The organism is Pseudomonas sp. NPDC098740 (assembly GCF_044760065.1).
GTDB classification, from domain to species: domain Bacteria; phylum Pseudomonadota; class Gammaproteobacteria; order Pseudomonadales; family Pseudomonadaceae; genus Aquipseudomonas; species Aquipseudomonas rossensis.
The window spans coordinates 87,053-103,318 of sequence record NZ_JBIWAM010000008.1 but is presented as its reverse complement, the minus strand read 5'-3'; the positions used below and the strand labels follow the sequence as shown (position 1 = coordinate 103,318).

Annotated in this window: 14 protein-coding genes and 2 pseudogenes; 5 read left to right on the top strand and 11 right to left on the bottom strand. The window is 61.0% G+C overall.

Annotated features, from left to right (window positions below; genetic code table 11):
* Position 1 precedes the first annotated feature (1 nt).
* The 6 genes from selB to fdnG form a co-directional block, all read right to left on the bottom strand.
* On the bottom strand, positions 2 to 1,909 hold the full coding sequence (gene selB / locus ACIQU2_RS12480) for a selenocysteine-specific translation elongation factor (RefSeq protein ID WP_403140946.1): 1,908 nt from the start codon (positions 1,907 to 1,909) through the stop codon (positions 2 to 4).
* Positions 1,906 to 3,330: an L-seryl-tRNA(Sec) selenium transferase gene (selA, locus tag ACIQU2_RS12475; protein WP_403140942.1), complete on the bottom strand. Its 1,425-nt coding sequence runs from the start codon at positions 3,328 to 3,330 to the stop codon at positions 1,906 to 1,908. The genes selB and selA overlap by 4 nt, the downstream gene beginning before the upstream one ends.
* 77 nt (positions 3,331 to 3,407) lie before the next feature.
* Positions 3,408 to 4,334 (bottom strand): formate dehydrogenase accessory protein FdhE, encoded by a 927-nt coding sequence (gene fdhE, locus ACIQU2_RS12470; protein ID WP_403140939.1) that lies wholly within the window; start codon positions 4,332 to 4,334, stop codon positions 3,408 to 3,410.
* A 4-nt stretch (positions 4,335 to 4,338) separates the two neighbouring features.
* A complete protein-coding gene (locus ACIQU2_RS12465) occupies positions 4,339 to 4,992 on the bottom strand; it encodes a formate dehydrogenase subunit gamma (protein WP_403140937.1) in 654 nt (217 codons plus the stop codon).
* Positions 4,989 to 5,924 (bottom strand): formate dehydrogenase subunit beta, encoded by a 936-nt coding sequence (fdxH, locus tag ACIQU2_RS12460; protein ID WP_403140934.1) that lies wholly within the window; start codon positions 5,922 to 5,924, stop codon positions 4,989 to 4,991. The genes ACIQU2_RS12465 and fdxH overlap by 4 nt, the downstream gene beginning before the upstream one ends.
* The gene (gene fdnG, locus ACIQU2_RS12455) at positions 5,925 to 8,990 is read right to left on the bottom strand and encodes a formate dehydrogenase-N subunit alpha (RefSeq protein WP_403140931.1); all 3,066 of its coding nucleotides are present in this window, start codon (positions 8,988 to 8,990) and stop codon (positions 5,925 to 5,927) included.
* A gap of 310 nt (positions 8,991 to 9,300) precedes the next feature.
* Between fdnG and ACIQU2_RS12450 the strand changes: the two genes are divergently transcribed.
* The 3 genes and pseudogenes from ACIQU2_RS12450 (at position 9,301) to ACIQU2_RS12440 (ending at position 11,247) form a co-directional block, all read left to right on the top strand.
* Complete coding sequence (locus tag ACIQU2_RS12450; RefSeq protein WP_403140929.1) at positions 9,301 to 10,455, top strand: MalY/PatB family protein; 1,155 nt, start codon at positions 9,301 to 9,303, stop codon at positions 10,453 to 10,455.
* 227 nt (positions 10,456 to 10,682) lie between these two features.
* Positions 10,683 to 10,904: pseudogene (locus tag ACIQU2_RS12445) on the top strand (SDR family NAD(P)-dependent oxidoreductase); the annotation flags it as partial.
* A gap of 55 nt (positions 10,905 to 10,959) precedes the next feature.
* Entirely contained in the window at positions 10,960 to 11,247 is a 288-nt protein-coding gene (locus tag ACIQU2_RS12440) for a hypothetical protein (protein WP_403140926.1), read from the top strand.
* Positions 11,248 to 11,315: 68 nt separating this feature from the next.
* On the opposite strand, the gene ACIQU2_RS12435 is transcribed toward ACIQU2_RS12440, so the two are convergent.
* The 5 genes from ACIQU2_RS12435 to ACIQU2_RS12415 all read right to left on the bottom strand — a co-directional run bounded on the left by ACIQU2_RS12435 (position 11,316) and on the right by ACIQU2_RS12415 (position 14,462).
* Entirely contained in the window at positions 11,316 to 12,419 is a 1,104-nt protein-coding gene (locus ACIQU2_RS12435) for an alpha/beta hydrolase fold domain-containing protein (protein ID WP_403140924.1), read from the bottom strand.
* 39 nt (positions 12,420 to 12,458) lie between these two features.
* Positions 12,459 to 12,815 (bottom strand): nuclear transport factor 2 family protein, encoded by a 357-nt coding sequence (locus ACIQU2_RS12430; protein WP_403140923.1) that lies wholly within the window; start codon positions 12,813 to 12,815, stop codon positions 12,459 to 12,461.
* A 160-nt stretch (positions 12,816 to 12,975) separates the two neighbouring features.
* Complete coding sequence (locus ACIQU2_RS12425; protein ID WP_347805072.1) at positions 12,976 to 13,425, bottom strand: YetF domain-containing protein; 450 nt, start codon at positions 13,423 to 13,425, stop codon at positions 12,976 to 12,978.
* 7 nt (positions 13,426 to 13,432) lie between these two features.
* Complete coding sequence (locus ACIQU2_RS12420) at positions 13,433 to 13,951, bottom strand: hypothetical protein (RefSeq protein ID WP_347805073.1); 519 nt, start codon at positions 13,949 to 13,951, stop codon at positions 13,433 to 13,435.
* Positions 13,941 to 14,462 carry a CinA family protein gene (locus ACIQU2_RS12415; protein ID WP_403140921.1) on the bottom strand — a complete coding sequence of 174 codons (522 nt, stop codon included), beginning with the start codon at positions 14,460 to 14,462 and terminating at the stop codon, positions 13,941 to 13,943. The genes ACIQU2_RS12420 and ACIQU2_RS12415 overlap by 11 nt, the downstream gene beginning before the upstream one ends.
* Before the next feature lie 130 nt (positions 14,463 to 14,592).
* Here ACIQU2_RS12415 and ACIQU2_RS12410 point away from each other — a divergent pair.
* Together ACIQU2_RS12410 and ACIQU2_RS12405 are read left to right on the top strand one after the other, a co-directional pair.
* Positions 14,593 to 14,787, top strand: a pseudogene (locus tag ACIQU2_RS12410) (hypothetical protein); the annotation flags it as partial.
* A 46-nt stretch (positions 14,788 to 14,833) separates the two neighbouring features.
* Positions 14,834 to 16,177 carry a sodium:proton antiporter gene (locus ACIQU2_RS12405; protein ID WP_347805907.1) on the top strand — a complete coding sequence of 448 codons (1,344 nt, stop codon included), beginning with the start codon at positions 14,834 to 14,836 and terminating at the stop codon, positions 16,175 to 16,177.
* Positions 16,178 to 16,266 lie beyond the last annotated feature (89 nt).

The window sequence follows — 16,266 nt, the reverse complement described above, 5'->3', positions numbered from 1 at the left end:
GTCAGTGATCGGCGCGTTGGGCCAAGGCATTGTCGAGGCGGATGTGGCGCTTGTCGCCAAACCGTCGCGTCAGGCCGAGCCGGTCGAAGTATTCGAGAATCTGGATGCTGCGCTTGCGACCCAGGCCCACTGCATCACGAAACGCCGTGACCTGAATCACCGGGTTTTGCGCGGCCAGTTGCACAAGCATAGCCGCCAATCGGCGGATCATCGTGTCGGTGTAAAACAGGTCACGGACGACTTGGTGCACCAAACCCAACCTCGCCATTTTGCACAGCAGCAAGCGCACGGCCGCCTCGTCATGGTCAAGGTCGCGCACCCACGGCGGATCAAATCCAGCCTGTTCGAACAACGGTTGCAAGTGTTGCCACAGGGCTTCGTCGTCTTCGCTCAAACGCACCTGATGATCGGGCAAATGCAACCATGGCCCGCTGGCGCCAATCGCGCCGCTGGCGAGTAATTCGTCTAGCAGACTGATGAACGTCGGACGATCCAGCGCTGTGCCGGTGAACCGCCGCAGGCGATCCCGGTCCGGGCCCATTTGATCCGGCTCCAGTTGGTGAAAACGTGCGAGATGTTCCAGCAACGGGGCTTTCAGTGATTCCCAGCGGGCCGCACTGAACAGCAACGGACCTTGGCGGGTGTCGATCAGGCGCACGTCATCGGGAAAAACCCACGTGTTGCGGGGGCGGTTGAACTGACGCTCCAGACGCTGCGGGTCGAGCCCGGTGTCGCTGTTGGCCAATAACGCCGGCAGGCTGTCTTCCAACTGATTGCAGGTGGCGAGGGCGTGTAGCTGCGCCAACCGTTCGGGACTTCGGCGTTGTCGGGTCGGTGCAAACGGGTCGAGCACCCGCGCGCCACCGAGGGTACGTTGGGCGCTCTGGTCACGCAGGATCAACGGATCGCCCTTCACAGCCTGCACTGGCGCATTCAACAGCAGTTGCGCGAACATCCGCTCACCCGGCGCCAGGCTGGAGCCTTCCAGCAACGCCACCCGCCCGGTCACGTCCTGAGTCCCCACGTGAACGTGCACGGGTTGAAAGTGCTCGAAGGCTTTGGGTTCGCTGGCTAACAATTGCAGGTCGACATCCACTCGCTGGGTCGGCGCGTACAGCCACTCGGCCAGCAACCAGTGGCCGCGATGAATCTGCTCCAGGGCCAAGCGTTCGGCACTCAGGTTCAACGCGACTCGCTGTCCGGCCATTGCGACCTCGGCGGCCTGATTCTGCGCATGCAGGCCGCGCACACGCACGGGTTTACCCTGCGGGCCTAGCATCAGCGTATCGCCCACCGCCACCACGCCAGACAACGCAGTGCCGGTCACCACGATGCCGACGCCGGCCACGCTGAAGGCACGATCAATCGCCAGGCGAAAACCGCCGGTGGTGCTGCGTTGAAGGACTTCACGTTGCGCCACGAGCAAGGCCTGTCGCAGCGTCTCGACGCCCTCCCCGGTCACACTCGACAGCGCAATCTGCGGCGCGTTGGCATAGGGTCCCGGGGTCAGCAATGTCTGGACCTGTTCGCGAACGGCTTGCACTCTGGACGATTCGACGCGGTCGCATTTGCTGATCGCCACCAGCGCCCGAGGGATTCCCAGCAGTTCAACGATGGCCAGGTGTTCGCGGGTTTGGGGCATGACGCCGTCGTCGGCCGCGACCACCAGCAACACCAGATCAATGCCCTGAGCCCCCGCCAGCATATTGTGGGTGAAGCGCTCATGACCGGGCACATCGATAAAACCGGTCAGTGGCGCTTGCGGTTCCAGTGCCGCGAAAAGGTAGCCGAGGTCGATGGTCATGCCGCGTTCACGTTCTTCCCGGCGACGGTCGCCGGCCTGGCCGGTCAGGGCCTGGAGCAAGGCAGTCTTGCCGTGGTCGATGTGCCCGGCGGTGCCGACGATCACTCTATGGCTCCTGCAATTTGATCGAGTTGCGCCAGCCACGCCGGCTCATCGTCCAGTTGCCGCAAATCCAGCCACAACGCATCGTCATCAATGCGCCCGAGCACCGGAACCGGCAACGCTCGCAGGGACGCTTCCATACCGTGCAGCTGCCCTCCGCGAAGACGTTTGGACGCGTGCGGTCGCAGGCATAAAGCCGCACTCGGCAAGCGCGCCACTGGTTGGCTGCCGCTGCCGATCATGCTCAGCGCCGGTACCGCGCTGACGCTCCAGCCTTCGCCCAAGACTTTGGCCAGCGAGGGTTGCAGGCGCTCAGCCTGAGCGAGGATGTCCGCCTGGGGGCGGGTCAGCAGGCGCAAACTTGGCAACCGCTCGGCCAGTCGATCAGGATCGCGGTACAGACCCAACACCGCTTCGAGGGCGGCCAGGGTCAGTTTGTCGACCCGCAAGGCGCGCTTGAGTGGATTTTTCTTGATCTTCGCGATCAGGTCTTTGCGGCCGACAATCAACCCGGCTTGGGGGCCACCCAGTAATTTGTCGCCACTGAAGGTGACGATATCTGCACCATCGATCAGCGCCTGGCGCACCGTCGGTTCGGCGGGCAAGCCCCAGCGCGTCAGGTCCAGCAGGCTGCCGCTGCCGAGGTCTTCAAGCAATGGCAAACCGTGTTTATGCGCGAGTTGCGCCAACTCGGCGGCCGGCACCCGAGCGGTGAAACCTTCGATGTTGTAGTTGCTCGCATGGACGCGCATCACCAAACCGCTACGTGGGCCGATGGCCGCCTCGTAATCGCGGGCATGGGTGCGATTGGTGGTGCCGACTTCGTGGAGCCTGACCCCGGCTCTCGCCATGATGTCGGGAATGCGGAAGGCGCCACCGATTTCGATCAGTTCGCCCCGGGAAATGATGCCTTCCTTGCGCGCGCCCAGGCTGTTGAGCGTCAGCAATACAGCGGCGGCGTTGTTGTTGACCACCGTCACCGCCTCGGCACCGGTCAGCTCGCGGATCAGTCCTTCGATCAGGTCATCACGGTCGCCGCGCTTGCCGCTGTGCAGGTCGAATTCCAGATTGAGCGGGTAGCGTGCCGCGAGTTGCACGGCGTCGATGGCTTCCTCCGGCAACAACGCTCGCCCCAGATTGGTGTGCAGCACCGTGCCGGTGAGATTGAACACCCGGCGCACGTTGCTGCGATGCTGAGTGGCCAAGCGTTCACCCGCCCTGCCCGCTAATGCTTCAGGCGCGATTTCAATGGCGTCGAGTTGCCCTGAAAGCACCGGTTCACGCAAGTCATCGAGCAATTGGCGCAAATTGGCCAGCAACGCGTCACGCCCATAACGCTCGGCCAGCGGTTGGCAGGCGGGATGGCGCAACAGACTGTCGATGGAAGGCAGCCGCAGCGCTTGGCTGGCGGGTCTGTTGGACATCAGGCGCTCCTGAATACGAATGACCGTAGCGCCTGAGTGTAGCCGCTGAGCTCGGAGGGATAGCTTAAAGGGATAGCTCAGTCACCTCCCGGTGCCAGCAACAGATTAGGCGCCGGACGCTGGTAGCCTTCCTGCTCCAGGCGCATGTCCAGCAGCAGGCTGATCAGGTCCGTCGAGAGCGCTTCGGCCTCGGCGTCGTTTTCCAGGTAAAGCAGTTTCAGGTAGCTGTGGCAGCCAGGGCAGACCTCTGCGCGTACCGGGGCCTGATTGGCGGCGTGGCGATCGTCCTCGAGGCTGACGTATTCAAGGCCTTTGCTTTGTTCGCAATACACGCATTTGACCCGCACCACATGCCATTCGCAGGCACACAGCGAGCACACCAGGTAGCGCAAGCCGTTGTACTTGCCACGATGGCGAATCACACCGGCCATGGCCGGCGAACCGCAGGCCGGGCATTGGCTGAGACTGTCGCCGGGTTTCAGCGCAAGGTCCGGCGTACTCAGCAACCAATGACTCCAGGCAATCTGCAACGCCGCGCCGAGAAACGGCACCACGGCGGCGGGCAGCATGGTGAACTGGCCGCTGACCAGCGCAATCGCCCAGGCCTTGCGTTGCCCGACGTTGGCGCTGCGCAAGGTCGCCACGGCTTTTTTCACGGCAGGTTGCGGCGGTGGCTGGTAACGCTGCAACAGCGCATCGAGGTACGGCAGCCAAACGTCTTCGCGCACCAGACTCTCGGCGGCGAACGGCGGCAAACCGTGTTGCTGGCACACTCGCAGGCGTTCGGCATCGGGCATGGCGGTGACGGGCGGATCGTCCATCAGACCCTGCTGCACGTGGCACAGGCCGGTCACCAGACGCAGGTAATCGGCCAGTGGATGGCCGTCGACCAGACGCTCCAGGCGCAAGGCGCGCAAGGTGAACAGGTTTTTCGGTGGCAGGTGCAGAAACGGCGGAGAACTCGCCGCCGCTTCGATCTCGCCAGGCTCAAGAATCGTCGCCAAGGGGTTATCCTTTTTTGCTGATCGGCCGGTCGGGGTGCTCGTCGCGGGTCACTTCGCGGTACCAGAGTTCATGGTGTTTTTTCGCCCAGGCGCGGCTCACCCCGCCATGCACCATGGCGCTGACCGAACCCTTGATCCAGATGCCGGCGTAGATGTGAACAATGATGCTCAGCACCAGGATGAAACCCGCCAACGCATGCAGCAGCATGGCCCAACGAATGCTGGTGATGCCAAAGTACTCGCTGAAATACGCGCGCCAGATCACCAGCCCGCTGAACAGCAGCACCAGCATGCAAATCAGCAAGGTCCAGAACAGCAGCTTCTGCCCAGGGTTGTACTTGCCGATGGGCGGCACGCCCTCCTCTTCATTATTGATCACCCGCCCGACCCGCCTCAGCCACAGCCGATCGTTGGTGATAAAGAAGTTCGCCCGAAAGAATTGAATCACCAATCCCAGGAACAGCACGAACATCACCACGCCCATGAACGGATGCAGGATGCGCGTCCACGGGCCGCCGCCAAACAGGTGGCTGAGCCAGAACAGCGCCGGATGAAACAACGCCAGCCCCGACAGCGCCGCCATAAAGAAAAAGATCGCCACCAGCCAGTGATTGGTGCGCTGGTTTGATGTGTAGCGAAGGATCGGTTTGTCGTTCATGGCCTGTCCTCCCCCTTCGGATCATAGGTATGCACCGATGGATCGATTTCATGCACGGCGGGATCGGGGATGGTCGGGTGTTCGTCCTCCTCGACCAGTTGCGGCCCGACCCGCACGTAGTGGAAGAACCCGGCCAGCACGGCCAAGCCCATGGCCAGTAAGCCCAAAGGTTTACTCACGCCTTTCCACAACTCCACCAGCGGACTGATGGTCGGAGCGCTCGGCAGGCCGGCATACAACGTCGGCGTGTCGGCGTGGTGCAGCACGTACATCACGTGAGTACCGCCGACACCACTCGGGTCGTACAGGCCCGCGTGTTCGAAGCCACGGCTCTTGAGGTCGACGATCCTTTCGGCCGCATGGTCTTTCATGTCGTCCTTGGTGCCGAACACAATAGCGCCCGTCGGGCAGGTTTTGACGCAGGCCGGCTCCAGCCCCACCGCCACCCGGTCCGAGCACAACGTACATTTGTAGGCCTTGTGATCTTTTTGTGAGATTCGCGGGATATTAAACGGGCAACCGGTGATGCAATACCCGCAACCGATGCAATGGTCCTGGTCGAAATCGACGATGCCATTGGCATGCTTGATGATAGCCCCCGGGCTCGGGCACGCCGCCAGGCAACCGGGCTCGGCGCAGTGCATGCAGCCGTCCTTGCGAATCAGCCACTCCAGATTGCCGGCGTCGGTTTCATGCTCGGTGAAGCGCATCAAGGTCCAGGTTTCTGCGCTCAGGTCCTGAGGGTTGTCGTAGGTGCCGAGGTTGTGGCCGACATCGTCGCGCAGCTCGTTCCATTCCGAGCAGGCGACTTGGCAGGCCTTGCAGCCGATGCACTTGGTGGTGTCGATCAGCTTGGCCACTTCCTCTTGATTGCGTACCGAGGACGGGACGGTCGTGGTGGCCGAACGGGCGATGATGTCTTGGCTGGCCATTTAGACTTTCTCCACGTTGACCAGGAATGACTTGGATTCCGGGGTCTGAGTGTTGCCATCGCCGAGGAACGGCACCAGGGTGTTGGTCAGGTAACCGTGACGCGTGAGCCCGGTAAAACCCCAGTGCAGCGGGATACCGATCTGGTGCACCACCTGATTGTTGACCTGCAGCGGCCGAATCCGCTTGGTCACCACCGCCACCGCTTCTATATGCCCGCGCTTGGAACTGACACGAACCCGGTCGCCGGCCACGATGCCTTTCTCCTTGGCCAGCACTTCACCGATCTCGACGAACTGCTCGGGTTGGGAAATCGCGTTGAGCTTGCAATGCTTGCTCCAGAAGTGGAAATGCTCGGTCAGCCGGTAGCTGGTCGCGGCATAGGGATAGTCCTTGGCCACGCCTAAGGAATCCCATACCGAATCGAAGATCCGTGCCGCCGGGTTGCTGGTGGCTTTCTTGTTTTCAGGGTGCAGCGGGTTGATGCCGATCGGCGTTTCGAACGGTTCATAGTGCTCGGGAAATGGGCCTTCGTTCATCTTGTCGACGGCAAAGAACCGCGCCACGCCTTCGGGGTTCATGATGAACGGATTCATCCCGGCTTCTGGTGGCGAGTCGGCCTTGAAGTCCGGCACATCGGTGCCGCCCCAGACTTTGCCGTTCCACCACACCAGGCGTTTTTTCTCGTCCCACGGTTTGCCTTGTGGGTCGCACGAAGCGCGGTTGTAGAGAATCCGTCGGTTCGCCGGCCAGGCCCAAGCCCAGCCCAGGTGTTGCTTCATGCCATACGGATCGCTGTTGTCGCGCCGGGCCATCTGGTTGCCCGCCTCAGTCCAGCTGCCGCAGAAAATCCAGCAACCGGAAGCCGTACTGCCGTCGTCCTTGAGCTGGCCGAAACCGGCCAGTTGCGCGTTGCCCTTGATCGCCGCGCCGGTAGCGTCGGTGAAGTCCGTGGTGGCATAGCCGTTGATTTCCTTGGCCAGTTCTTCCGGCGAAGGCTCCTCGGCAATTTTGTACGGCCAGGCCAGTTTGAGGATCGGCTCGGCATAAGCGCCGCCGTTGGCCTGGTAACGCTGGCGCAGACGGATAAACAGCTCGCTCATGATCCGCACATCGGTGCGCGCTTCGCCAGGGCCTTCGGCGCCTTTCCAGTGCCATTGCAACCAACGGCTGCTGTTGACCAGCGAGCCGTCTTCCTCTGCGAAACAGGTGGTGGGCAGGCGAATCACTTCGGTCTGGATGCCGGCGGTTTCGACATCGTTGTATGGCCCGACGTTGCGCCAGAACTCCGAGGTCTCGGTGGACAGCGGGTCCATCACCACCAGCCACTTCAGCTTGGCCAACGCCGCCATTACCCGGTTTTTATCAGGCAACGCGGCGATGGGGTTGAAGCCCTGGCACATGTAGCCGTTGACCTTGCCCTGGCCCATCAGGTCGAACACTTTGAGGATGTCGTAGTTCGGGATGTCCAGTTTTGGCAGATAGTCATAAGCCCAGCGGTTTTCGAGCGTGGCATTCGCGCCGTACCAGGCTTTCATCAGGCTGACGTAGAATTTGCTGTAGTTCTGCCAGTAGGACAACTGCCCCGGACGCAACGGTGTTTGCGTGCGTTTGGTGATATAGGCGGTGTAATCCTGCTCGGCGTCCCCTGGCAGGGTCAGATAGCCCGGCAGCGAATTGGACAGCAAACCGAGGTCGGTCAGCCCCTGAATGTTGGAGTGCCCGCGCAAGGCATTGACACCCCCGCCCGGCATGCCGACGTTGCCCAGCAGCAATTGCACCATGGCCGCGCTTCGAATGATCTGCGAGCCGATCGAGTGCTGCGTCCAGCCCAGCGCGTAGAGAATCGTCATGGTCTTGCCCGGTTGCGAGCAGGTGGCGATTTCTTCCCAGATTTTTTGCATGGCATCGACTGGCATGCCGCAAATCTGGCTTGCCAGTTCGATGTTGTAGCGGCTGTAGTGCTGCTTCATCAATTGATAGACGCAGTGCGGGTCTTGCAGCGTCGGGTCAACCTTGACGAACCCGTCTTCACCGAGTTCATAACCCCAGCCGGACTTGTCCGTGTAGCTGCGTTTGGCCGCGTCGTAACCGCTGAAGATCCCGTCCTCGAAGCCATAGCCGGCTTTGACGATGAAGGACACGTCGGTATAGGCGCGCACGTACTCGTGCTGGATCTTGTCTTCGGTCAGCAGGTAGTTGATCAGCCCGCCCATAAAGGCGATGTCGGTGCCGGTGCGAATCGGCGCGTAATAGTCGGACACCGAAGCGGTCCGGGTAAAACGCGGATCGACCACGATCAAGCGTGCCTTGTTGTGCGCCTTGGCTTCGGTCACCCATTTGAAGCCGCACGGGTGCGCCTCTGCTGCGTTGCCGCCCATCACCAGGATCAGATTCGCATTACCGATATCGGTCCAGGTATTGGTCATGGCTCCACGGCCGTACGTCGGGGCAAGACTTGCCACCGTCGGGCCGTGTCAGACACGCGCCTGGTTATCAAACCCCAGCATGCCGAGACTGCGAATGACCTTGTGCGTGATGTAACCCGCTTCGTTGGACGCCGCCGAGGCCGCGAGGAAACCGGTGGTCAGCCAGCGGTTTACCGTTTGGCCCTGGGCATTCTTCTCGATGAAGTTGGCGTCGCGGTCGGCCTTCATCAGGTCGGTGACGCGATCGAGCGCTTCATCCCAGGAGATGCGCGTCCACTCGGTGGTGCCGGGTTTGCGCACCTCTGGGTATTGCAGACGGCCGGGGCTGTGAATGAAATCCAGCAGGCCCGCACCTTTGGGGCACAAGGTGCCGCGGTTGACCGGGTGGTCGGAATCGCCTTCTATGTGGATGATGTTTTGCGCGACGTTCTTGGCAGCATCGCCCTGGCTGTACATGATCACGCCGCAGCCGACCGAGCAATACGGGCAGGTGTTGCGGGTTTCATGGGTGTGGGCAAGCTTGAAGTGACGCACCTGCTCGGCGAAGGCAGTCGCGGGGGCCATGCCCAGCGCGCCGAGGCTCGAGCCCGCAAGGCCGATACCAGCGACCTTGAAGAACTGACGACGGTTGAGGTCCATCGTGCACTCCTGTCAGGTGAAGACCCGGTACTTTTGCCGGGTTTTTCTGGACAATCACAGTTGCGGCAGTCTGGCTGCCGACCCTTAAAACTGTAGACAATGCAGCAGCGCGCTGTACGAAAACCGACCGCCGGGCAATCCCCTCAGGCCAATCAGGCACAGAATTTGTGGGAGCGAGCCTGCTCGCGAATGCGGTGTATCCGGCGACATCAATGTCGACTGGAAGGCCGCCTTCGCGAGCAGGCTCGCTCCCACAGGGCTTGGCGCTTATCATGGCTACCGAATTAATCCCGGCCTTTATGAGATGAGCATGACTTTCGATTTTGATCAGGTGTTCGACCGCCACAACACCGGCAGTACCAAATGGAGCCGTTACCCGGCCGACGTGTTGCCGATGTGGGTGGCCGACATGGACTTCTCCGCACCGCCGGTGATCCTCCAGGCCCTGCAAAAGCGTCTGGAACACCCGATGCTCGGCTACAGCTTGGCCCAGGATGACTTGCGCGATGCCATCGTCGCCGACCTCTGGAACAAGTACGCCTGGCGCGTATTGCCTGAGGAATTGATTTTCCTGCCGGGCGTGGAGTCGGGTTTCAACATGGCGCTGAATGCGCTGGTCCAGCCGCAGCAGAACGTTGTGGTTCAGGTTCCGAACTACCCGCCGCTGCGTCATGCGCCGGGGCACTGGGGTTTGAACAAGGTTGAACTCGAATTCGACGCGTTGGCGGACGGCACTTATGCCACGCCACTCGATGCCTTGAATCAGGCGCTGGCCGGTGGCGGTGCGCTGCTGCTGAGCAACCCGCATAACCCGGTGGGCAAAGTCTTCCCGCGAGAAGAACTGCAAGCGGTCGCCGACATCTGCGTGGAACAGGACGCCTGGATCATCTCTGACGAGATTCATGCCGAGCTGTGTTTCGACGGGCGCGTGCACATTCCGACGGCCTCCCTGAGCCCGGAAATCGCCAAGCGCACCATCACGCTGATGTCGGCGAGCAAGGCCTACAACATTGCCGGTCTGAAGACATCTTTCATGATCATTCAGGACTCGGCTTTGCGTGCAAAGGTCAACCACGCCCGCTGCGGCATGGTCGACAGCGTCAACCCGTTGGGCATGGAAGCGACGCGCGTCGCCTACAGCGAAGGCGGCCCTTGGCTGGCCGGGTTGAAGGCGTATCTGCAAAGCAATCGGGATTATCTGGTGGAAGCGGTCAACACGCGACTGCCGGGTGTGACCATGAATATCCCGCAAGGCACGTATCTGGCGTGGCTCGATTGCTCGGCGCTGGGGCTGGATAACCCTCAGCAGTTTTTCCTTGAACACGCAAAAGTCGGGTTGAGCGCGGGTATTGAATTCGGCGATGACAGCAAACAGTTCGTGCGCCTGAATTTCGGCTGCCCACGGGCATTGCTGGAAGAAGGCATTGCGCGGATGGAGCGCAGTTTGCTCAACCGCAAGGCCTGACACATCCCCTGTGGGAGCGAGCTTGCTCGCGATGGCGGAGTATCAGTCGACATAAATGCTGAATGTTGTGACGCAATCGTCGGAACGCCGCCCGGAGCAAGCTCGCTCCCACAGGGGGCTTTTGTGTTTTCCAGAGTGTCGCAAGCCCTCTGAAATCCAACCGAACTCAAGGCAAAACACCAGGGTCAACCCTTTGACTCTTCTGCCTTGCGAACGGAGATTTCCCAATAACTGCCTATCCCAAACCACCCTTCCCGAAACAGGCCCAGCCCGTCCCCGGCTCCCAAAAGAAAATGGACCCGTACCCCGACTGTGGCGAACAAAGCTACAAGGGCTCAGGCCAACTGGACGGCAAGATTGCCCTGATCACCGGCGCCGACAGTGGCATCGGTCGCGCCGTAGCGATCGCCTTCGCCCGTGAAGGCGCGGATGTCGCCGTCGCCTACCTCAAGTCGTCGTTTCTGGACTTGAAAGCTGCTGGGGGATTTGCCCAGGAAAGCGCGTATGCCAGAAGTCACTCAGGCGCGCGGGGTCAGTATCAATGTGCATGGCCTTCACGATGTCGGGCCTGGCCACTGCCCGCACATTGGGAAAGTGGCCGCCAGGTTACAAAGCCTTGGCTTGGGGGCCCAATTCATCCGCGCTGATCTATGGAAAGCAGGATGCCGTGTTGTCGATACGTTTCTTACCATCGATGCCTCGCAGGCGTTGCTGGATTGGATCAGCGCAAGCGGCAAGAACCTGACTACGATTTATGTGACCCACGGCCACGCCGATCATTTTTTGGTTTAGCGCTGCTTGAGCACCCGGCGTTCCGCTTCACTGCGCCTCGAACCCCAATCTCGCTGACCGGGGGATGGCTATAGGCTGCTGGCGAAGGCGTGGATGTCGCGGACAGCGCTGTGGTGGAGTTCCGGCAGAGCGGCCTCGAAGATGACGTCGCCGTCGTGAACGATGCCGTTAACGGTGCGACTGATCACGCTGACGCCGGCGCGAGCGAGCTTGCGGGCGTAGGCAAGTCCTTCGTCGCGCACGGAGTCGAGTTCGTTGGTGGAGATCACGTGCGGCGGAAGGCCTGACAAGTCTTCCCCGGTGGCGTGGTAAGGCCAGGCCAAGGGGTTGCGACGGTTGGCGCAGTCAGGGTCGTAAAGGCTGGCCAGCACCTGGCTGGTGGCGAGGCTGGTGAAGTACTGGTCGTTCTCCAGCAAGGAGGGCAACTCGCTCGCCTGGTCCTCCACGCTCCAGTCGTAGGCGCCGGAGATGTGTGGCGCGAGCGCATACACCCCGTCAAACAGGGTGAGTTGGCCATCTTGCTTGGCCTTGAGGGCTGTGGCGAGGGCGAGGTTGCCACCGCCTGAATCGCCGACGACGACGATCTTGCTGAGGCCGAGTTTATTGCGGTGGGTGTCGGTCCACTGCAGAGCACTGAAGCTGTCGTTGAGGCCGGCCGGAAAGGGGTTGGGGCCGAGCTTTCCCGCGCCGTTGCGAAAGTCGACACCGACCACGATCATGCCAGTGGCGGCCAACTGGTCGGCCCAGCGCAGGTGGAGCGGGTTGTTCATGCTCAGCAGAACCATTCCACCGGAGTGCAGGTAGACGATGCCGGGCATGAGACCCTCCGACTGGGCAGGGCGGTGCATGTAAAGCTTGATCGTGTTGCCGTCGATGCCGGTAATCGTCTCGACAGTGCGCGTCACACCGGTAATGGGTGGCAGGCCGGCTGTGACGGCGTCGTAGAGCTGCTCAAAGCCCGCTTCAGCCGCGGCCCCCCACTCGAGTAGGGCCGACCTCGGGTCGGCGGCGGTGACAGACGGCGGAGCAGCGTGCTTGTTCATACCGAATGCGGTCATGGCCGCGACCAGACGGGCGTCGCTTCGCGGGTCGGAGCCGAAGTCGGTGGCGGGATCGCCGAGACGACCGGGCAACGAAGGCGGAACCAGGGTCCGATCATGCTCTGTTGTCATGAATTTGCCTCATCTGGGGCGGATGTGTTGGGCGTCGACTCAACCGCGCCCGAGCGCGCGGGCGATGAGGAGGGTGTCGGCAGTCTGCTGGAGCCGAATAAGCTGGCCATCGCGCAGGGTGAAAATATGAACGAACCGGGAGGTGACTTGGTTGCCGCCGTCCTTGGTCACGCCGTGGTAGCGACCCAGTGCGATGACGTGGTCTCCAACCTCGAAGAACTCGTCACCCTCAGCCCAGAACTCGGTGAAGTCGCCAAAGAAGGAGAAAAAGTCATTGATGATGCTGTCGAAGCCGATGTGGACGCCGCCCTTCGGGAAGCCGGCGGCAATGTCCCACACAGCATCCTGCGCGATAACCGCGCGGATGACATCCATATCACCTTTGGCGTTGTACATACGCTGGACGACGTCGATCTGCGGGGAGCTGGCGGTGCTGCTTATGATGTTTCCTCTTCTGTAGTGCGGTCTGTAATCAGGTCAAGCCTAGTGCATTTATGAAGCGCCCGAAGTGGGTCGTTCGTTCCGTGCTTGGCCCCCTCAATCAATAGGGTGCTGCTCACGCCCGCTCTTGAGCGATCACCGATATCTTGCCGTTGCGCTCCAGGATCGCGAACTTGATCTGATCAAGGGTCTCGATGCCCTGACTCGAGCGTGCGGCCTCCATGATGTCGGCCTCGATCAATCGCGCGTGGCGCAGGCGTTTGTGCAGCACCTTGCCGTTCTCGACGATGATCGTCGGTCCGCCATCGATCAACTGCGATATCCATTGCGAGCGCTGTTTGAGCAGCGACAGGCCAACATCGATGACAATCAGCGTGACGATCACCAACATCGAATTGGTCAGGGAAAAGTCATCGCCCAGCAACGCCTGTTGCGTCGCTTCACCGATGATCATCAACAGCAAAAAATCGAATGTCGTCAACTCGGCCAAAGAGCGTCGGCCGGCAATCCTGAACAGCACCATCAGCGCCAGATACATCGCGGCCGCGCGTAATACCGAGTCCATAGGTCACCTAAGGGAAAATGAATTGATCCAGGTTCACGGGCATGGCGCCGGGCGATGCGATGCGGCTGCGAAACAGTCCCAGCCCATCGCCGCGCAACGTCAGATAAAGGTTTGCCTGGCCCTGAGCGTCGGTTTGCACCCACAACTTCATGCCCTGCCCGGCACTGATGGCGCGCAGGGGTTGCGGTTGCAGGGTTTCGATGTTGAAGCCGTCCAGCAGCGCCCCGGTCAGTTCCAGCTCAACCGTGACATTGGGCGCACTCCTCACGCTGATCTGCATCGGGTTGGACGATCCGTGGCGGTGGAACATCTCGTATTGAACCCGGACCTTGCCATCGTCGCCGTGAACGTCCCGGGTGCTCAACGGCCCGCGTGAAAACAGACCGAGCAGCGCCAGCAACACCAACAGCACCAGGATGTACCAGCCCCACCGCTCGAATCGCCAGACCTTGACCTGATGCGCCATGTCTTCGCGCACGGGATAGTCGCGGCTGTGGTAGTCGGAATGGCCGGATTCATCGTTCATCGAGTGCGCCCTGCCCTTGCTCACCGGCCAACGCCCGTTGATGGAAATGCGGCAGCAACTTCAACGCGTGCTCCGCAGCCAATAACTGAACCTCACTGCGTGTGCCGGAAAACCGCAGTTGTCGGCTGAAGACACACCGCCCCTGCCCGGTCTGATAGGCCCAGGCAAAACAAATGGTGCCGGCCGGAATGCCATCGACATCTTCCGGGCCGAGGATGCCGGTGGTCGCCACGGCGACATTGGCCGTGCTGTCGCGCAGCGCACCCAACGCCATTTCCCGAGCGACTTCACAACTGGTGAGATTGAACGTTTCAATCGTCTCGGGGCTGACGTTGAGCAACCGTTGCTTCGCTTCGGGGGAATAAACCACATAGCCGCTTTCGATCAGCTCCCCGCTGTGCGGGATCTCAGCCAGCAGCGTGACAATTTTTCCGGCCGTGCAAGACTCTGCGGTGGTCAACAGCAAGTCGTTTTCACGCAAATACTCGACCACGGATTGGCTGATGCTCATGGAAAATCATCCAGACAGAGAGCTGCTCGGTTGACCTTCGCCGTCTCCAAACATTCCCTTTATCGGCCCACGCTCGGCTCAGGGGATAAAAAAATGAACCCCTGTCAAAACCCACCCCTCCATACGCTTAAGGGCGACCGTCAATCAATGCATCGGTTATGCCTACACCGTGACGCCGTTTTTCCTCGCCGGTCTCGCCGGTATTGCCGGTCTGTACCCAAGCCGCTGGTTGGCGATCCTGGTGCTGGTCACCCTCCTGGTCTCGATGATCCTGCTATGGTTTAACGTACTGACGCCTGAATACCTGCGCGCGACCGTCGGTTGATCGTCAAAGCCTCTACATCGCGGCACGCACCCGACGAGTACCGAGCATGAGTTTCATTTTATGGGTGGCGGTGCTGGGGGCCGTGCTGCTGACGCTGGCACTGACATCGTCGTACCTGCGATGGATGCCGGTGACTACGTCGGCGGTGTGCCTGGTGCTGGGTGTCGCCATCGGGCCCGCGGGATTCGGGCTGTTGAAACTGGACACCGAAGATGCGTCCACCTGGATGGAGCACCTGACGGAAGTCGCGGTGCTGTTTTCGTTGTTTGTCTGCGGTTTGAAGTTGCGCTTGCCGTTCAAGGATAAAAACTGGCGCATTGCCTACGGCCTGGCCGGTCCGGTCATGGTACTGACCATTGCCGGCGTCAGCCTGTTGCTGCATTACGGTTTCGAATTGCCCTGGGGCGCCTCCGTGTTGGTCGGCTCGATTCTGGCCCCCACCGACCCGGTGCTCGCTGCCCTGGTACAAGTCAACGACGCCCGGGATGACGACAGCGTGCGCTTCGGGCTGTCGGGTGAGGCCGGGCTCAATGACGGGATCGCCTTCCCGTTTGTCATCCTCGGCCTGCTCCTGGTGCAACACGACGGCAACCCCGGCTGGCTGAGCGATTGGGTGCTCCGCAGTCTGTTGTGGGCAGTCCCGGCCGGTTTGCTCACCGGCTACTGGATGGGACGCGGTATTGGCCGCCTGACCTTGTTAATGCGGATCCAGAATGACGACAGCACCCTTTCCCCGAATGATTACCTCGCCCTCGCCTTGATTGCCCTGGCGTATGTCGGGGCGGAGTCGATTCACGGTTACGGTTTTCTGTCGGTGTTCGCCGCCGGTCTGGGTTTGCGTCATGAAGAAGTCAAATCCACGGGCGACGACGAACTTCCCGCCGAGCATCTGGTTCAGCCTGTTGTGGGCCATCAGAACGTCGAGCCGCAAGATGCCGTTCATGGTGATACCGCAAGCCTGGAAGACACTCAGGTCGCCGCGGGCATCATGATGGGCGACATGCTCGCCTTCGGCAGTCTGGTGGAACGGGCCATGGAAGTCTTTCTGGTGACGCTGCTCGGCGTGGTGCTGATGGCTCACTGGGACTGGCGCGCGTTGCCGATCGCTGGCGTGTTGTTTTGCCTGATACGACCGCTGAGCGTCGTCGCCATGCCTTGGGGCAGTTTGCTCAACGGCCACCAGCGAATGTTGATTGGCTGGTTCGGCATACGCGGCATCGGCAGTCTGTATTACCTGTTTTATGCCCTGAACCACGGCCTGGACCCGTCAATTGCAACGCTCTGCATGGATCTGACCTTGTGCGTGGTCGCGCTAAGCATCCTCATCCACGGGATCAGCACCCAACCGATGCTGGCTCGATACGAACGGCATAAAAAACAGGATATTTGATTTGATGTCTGCACGTTCAGGGTCGGAATTATCGAGTTTTCACGTTCATAAATTTGAAATTCTTTTGCGATCCAGCCAGTCACAACCTT

Coding starts and splice junctions, on each gene's coding strand:
- ACIQU2_RS12440 (WP_403140926.1), top strand. CDS start 10,960: ATGCCAGAAGTCACTCAGGCGCGCGGGGTCAGTATCAATGTGCATGGC.
- ACIQU2_RS12450 (WP_403140929.1), top strand. CDS start 9,301: ATGACTTTCGATTTTGATCAGGTGTTCGACCGCCACAACACCGGCAGT.
- ACIQU2_RS12430 (WP_403140923.1), bottom strand. CDS start 12,815: ATGTACAACGCCAAAGGTGATATGGATGTCATCCGCGCGGTTATCGCG.
- ACIQU2_RS12435 (WP_403140924.1), bottom strand. CDS start 12,419: ATGACAACAGAGCATGATCGGACCCTGGTTCCGCCTTCGTTGCCCGGT.
- fdxH (WP_403140934.1), bottom strand. CDS start 5,924: ATGGCCAGCCAAGACATCATCGCCCGTTCGGCCACCACGACCGTCCCG.
- ACIQU2_RS12425 (WP_347805072.1), bottom strand. CDS start 13,425: ATGGACTCGGTATTACGCGCGGCCGCGATGTATCTGGCGCTGATGGTG.
- selA (WP_403140942.1), bottom strand. CDS start 3,330: ATGTCCAACAGACCCGCCAGCCAAGCGCTGCGGCTGCCTTCCATCGAC.
- ACIQU2_RS12415 (WP_403140921.1), bottom strand. CDS start 14,462: ATGAGCATCAGCCAATCCGTGGTCGAGTATTTGCGTGAAAACGACTTG.
- ACIQU2_RS12420 (WP_347805073.1), bottom strand. CDS start 13,951: ATGAACGATGAATCCGGCCATTCCGACTACCACAGCCGCGACTATCCC.
- ACIQU2_RS12405 (WP_347805907.1), top strand. CDS start 14,834: ATGAGTTTCATTTTATGGGTGGCGGTGCTGGGGGCCGTGCTGCTGACG.
- ACIQU2_RS12465 (WP_403140937.1), bottom strand. CDS start 4,992: ATGAACGACAAACCGATCCTTCGCTACACATCAAACCAGCGCACCAAT.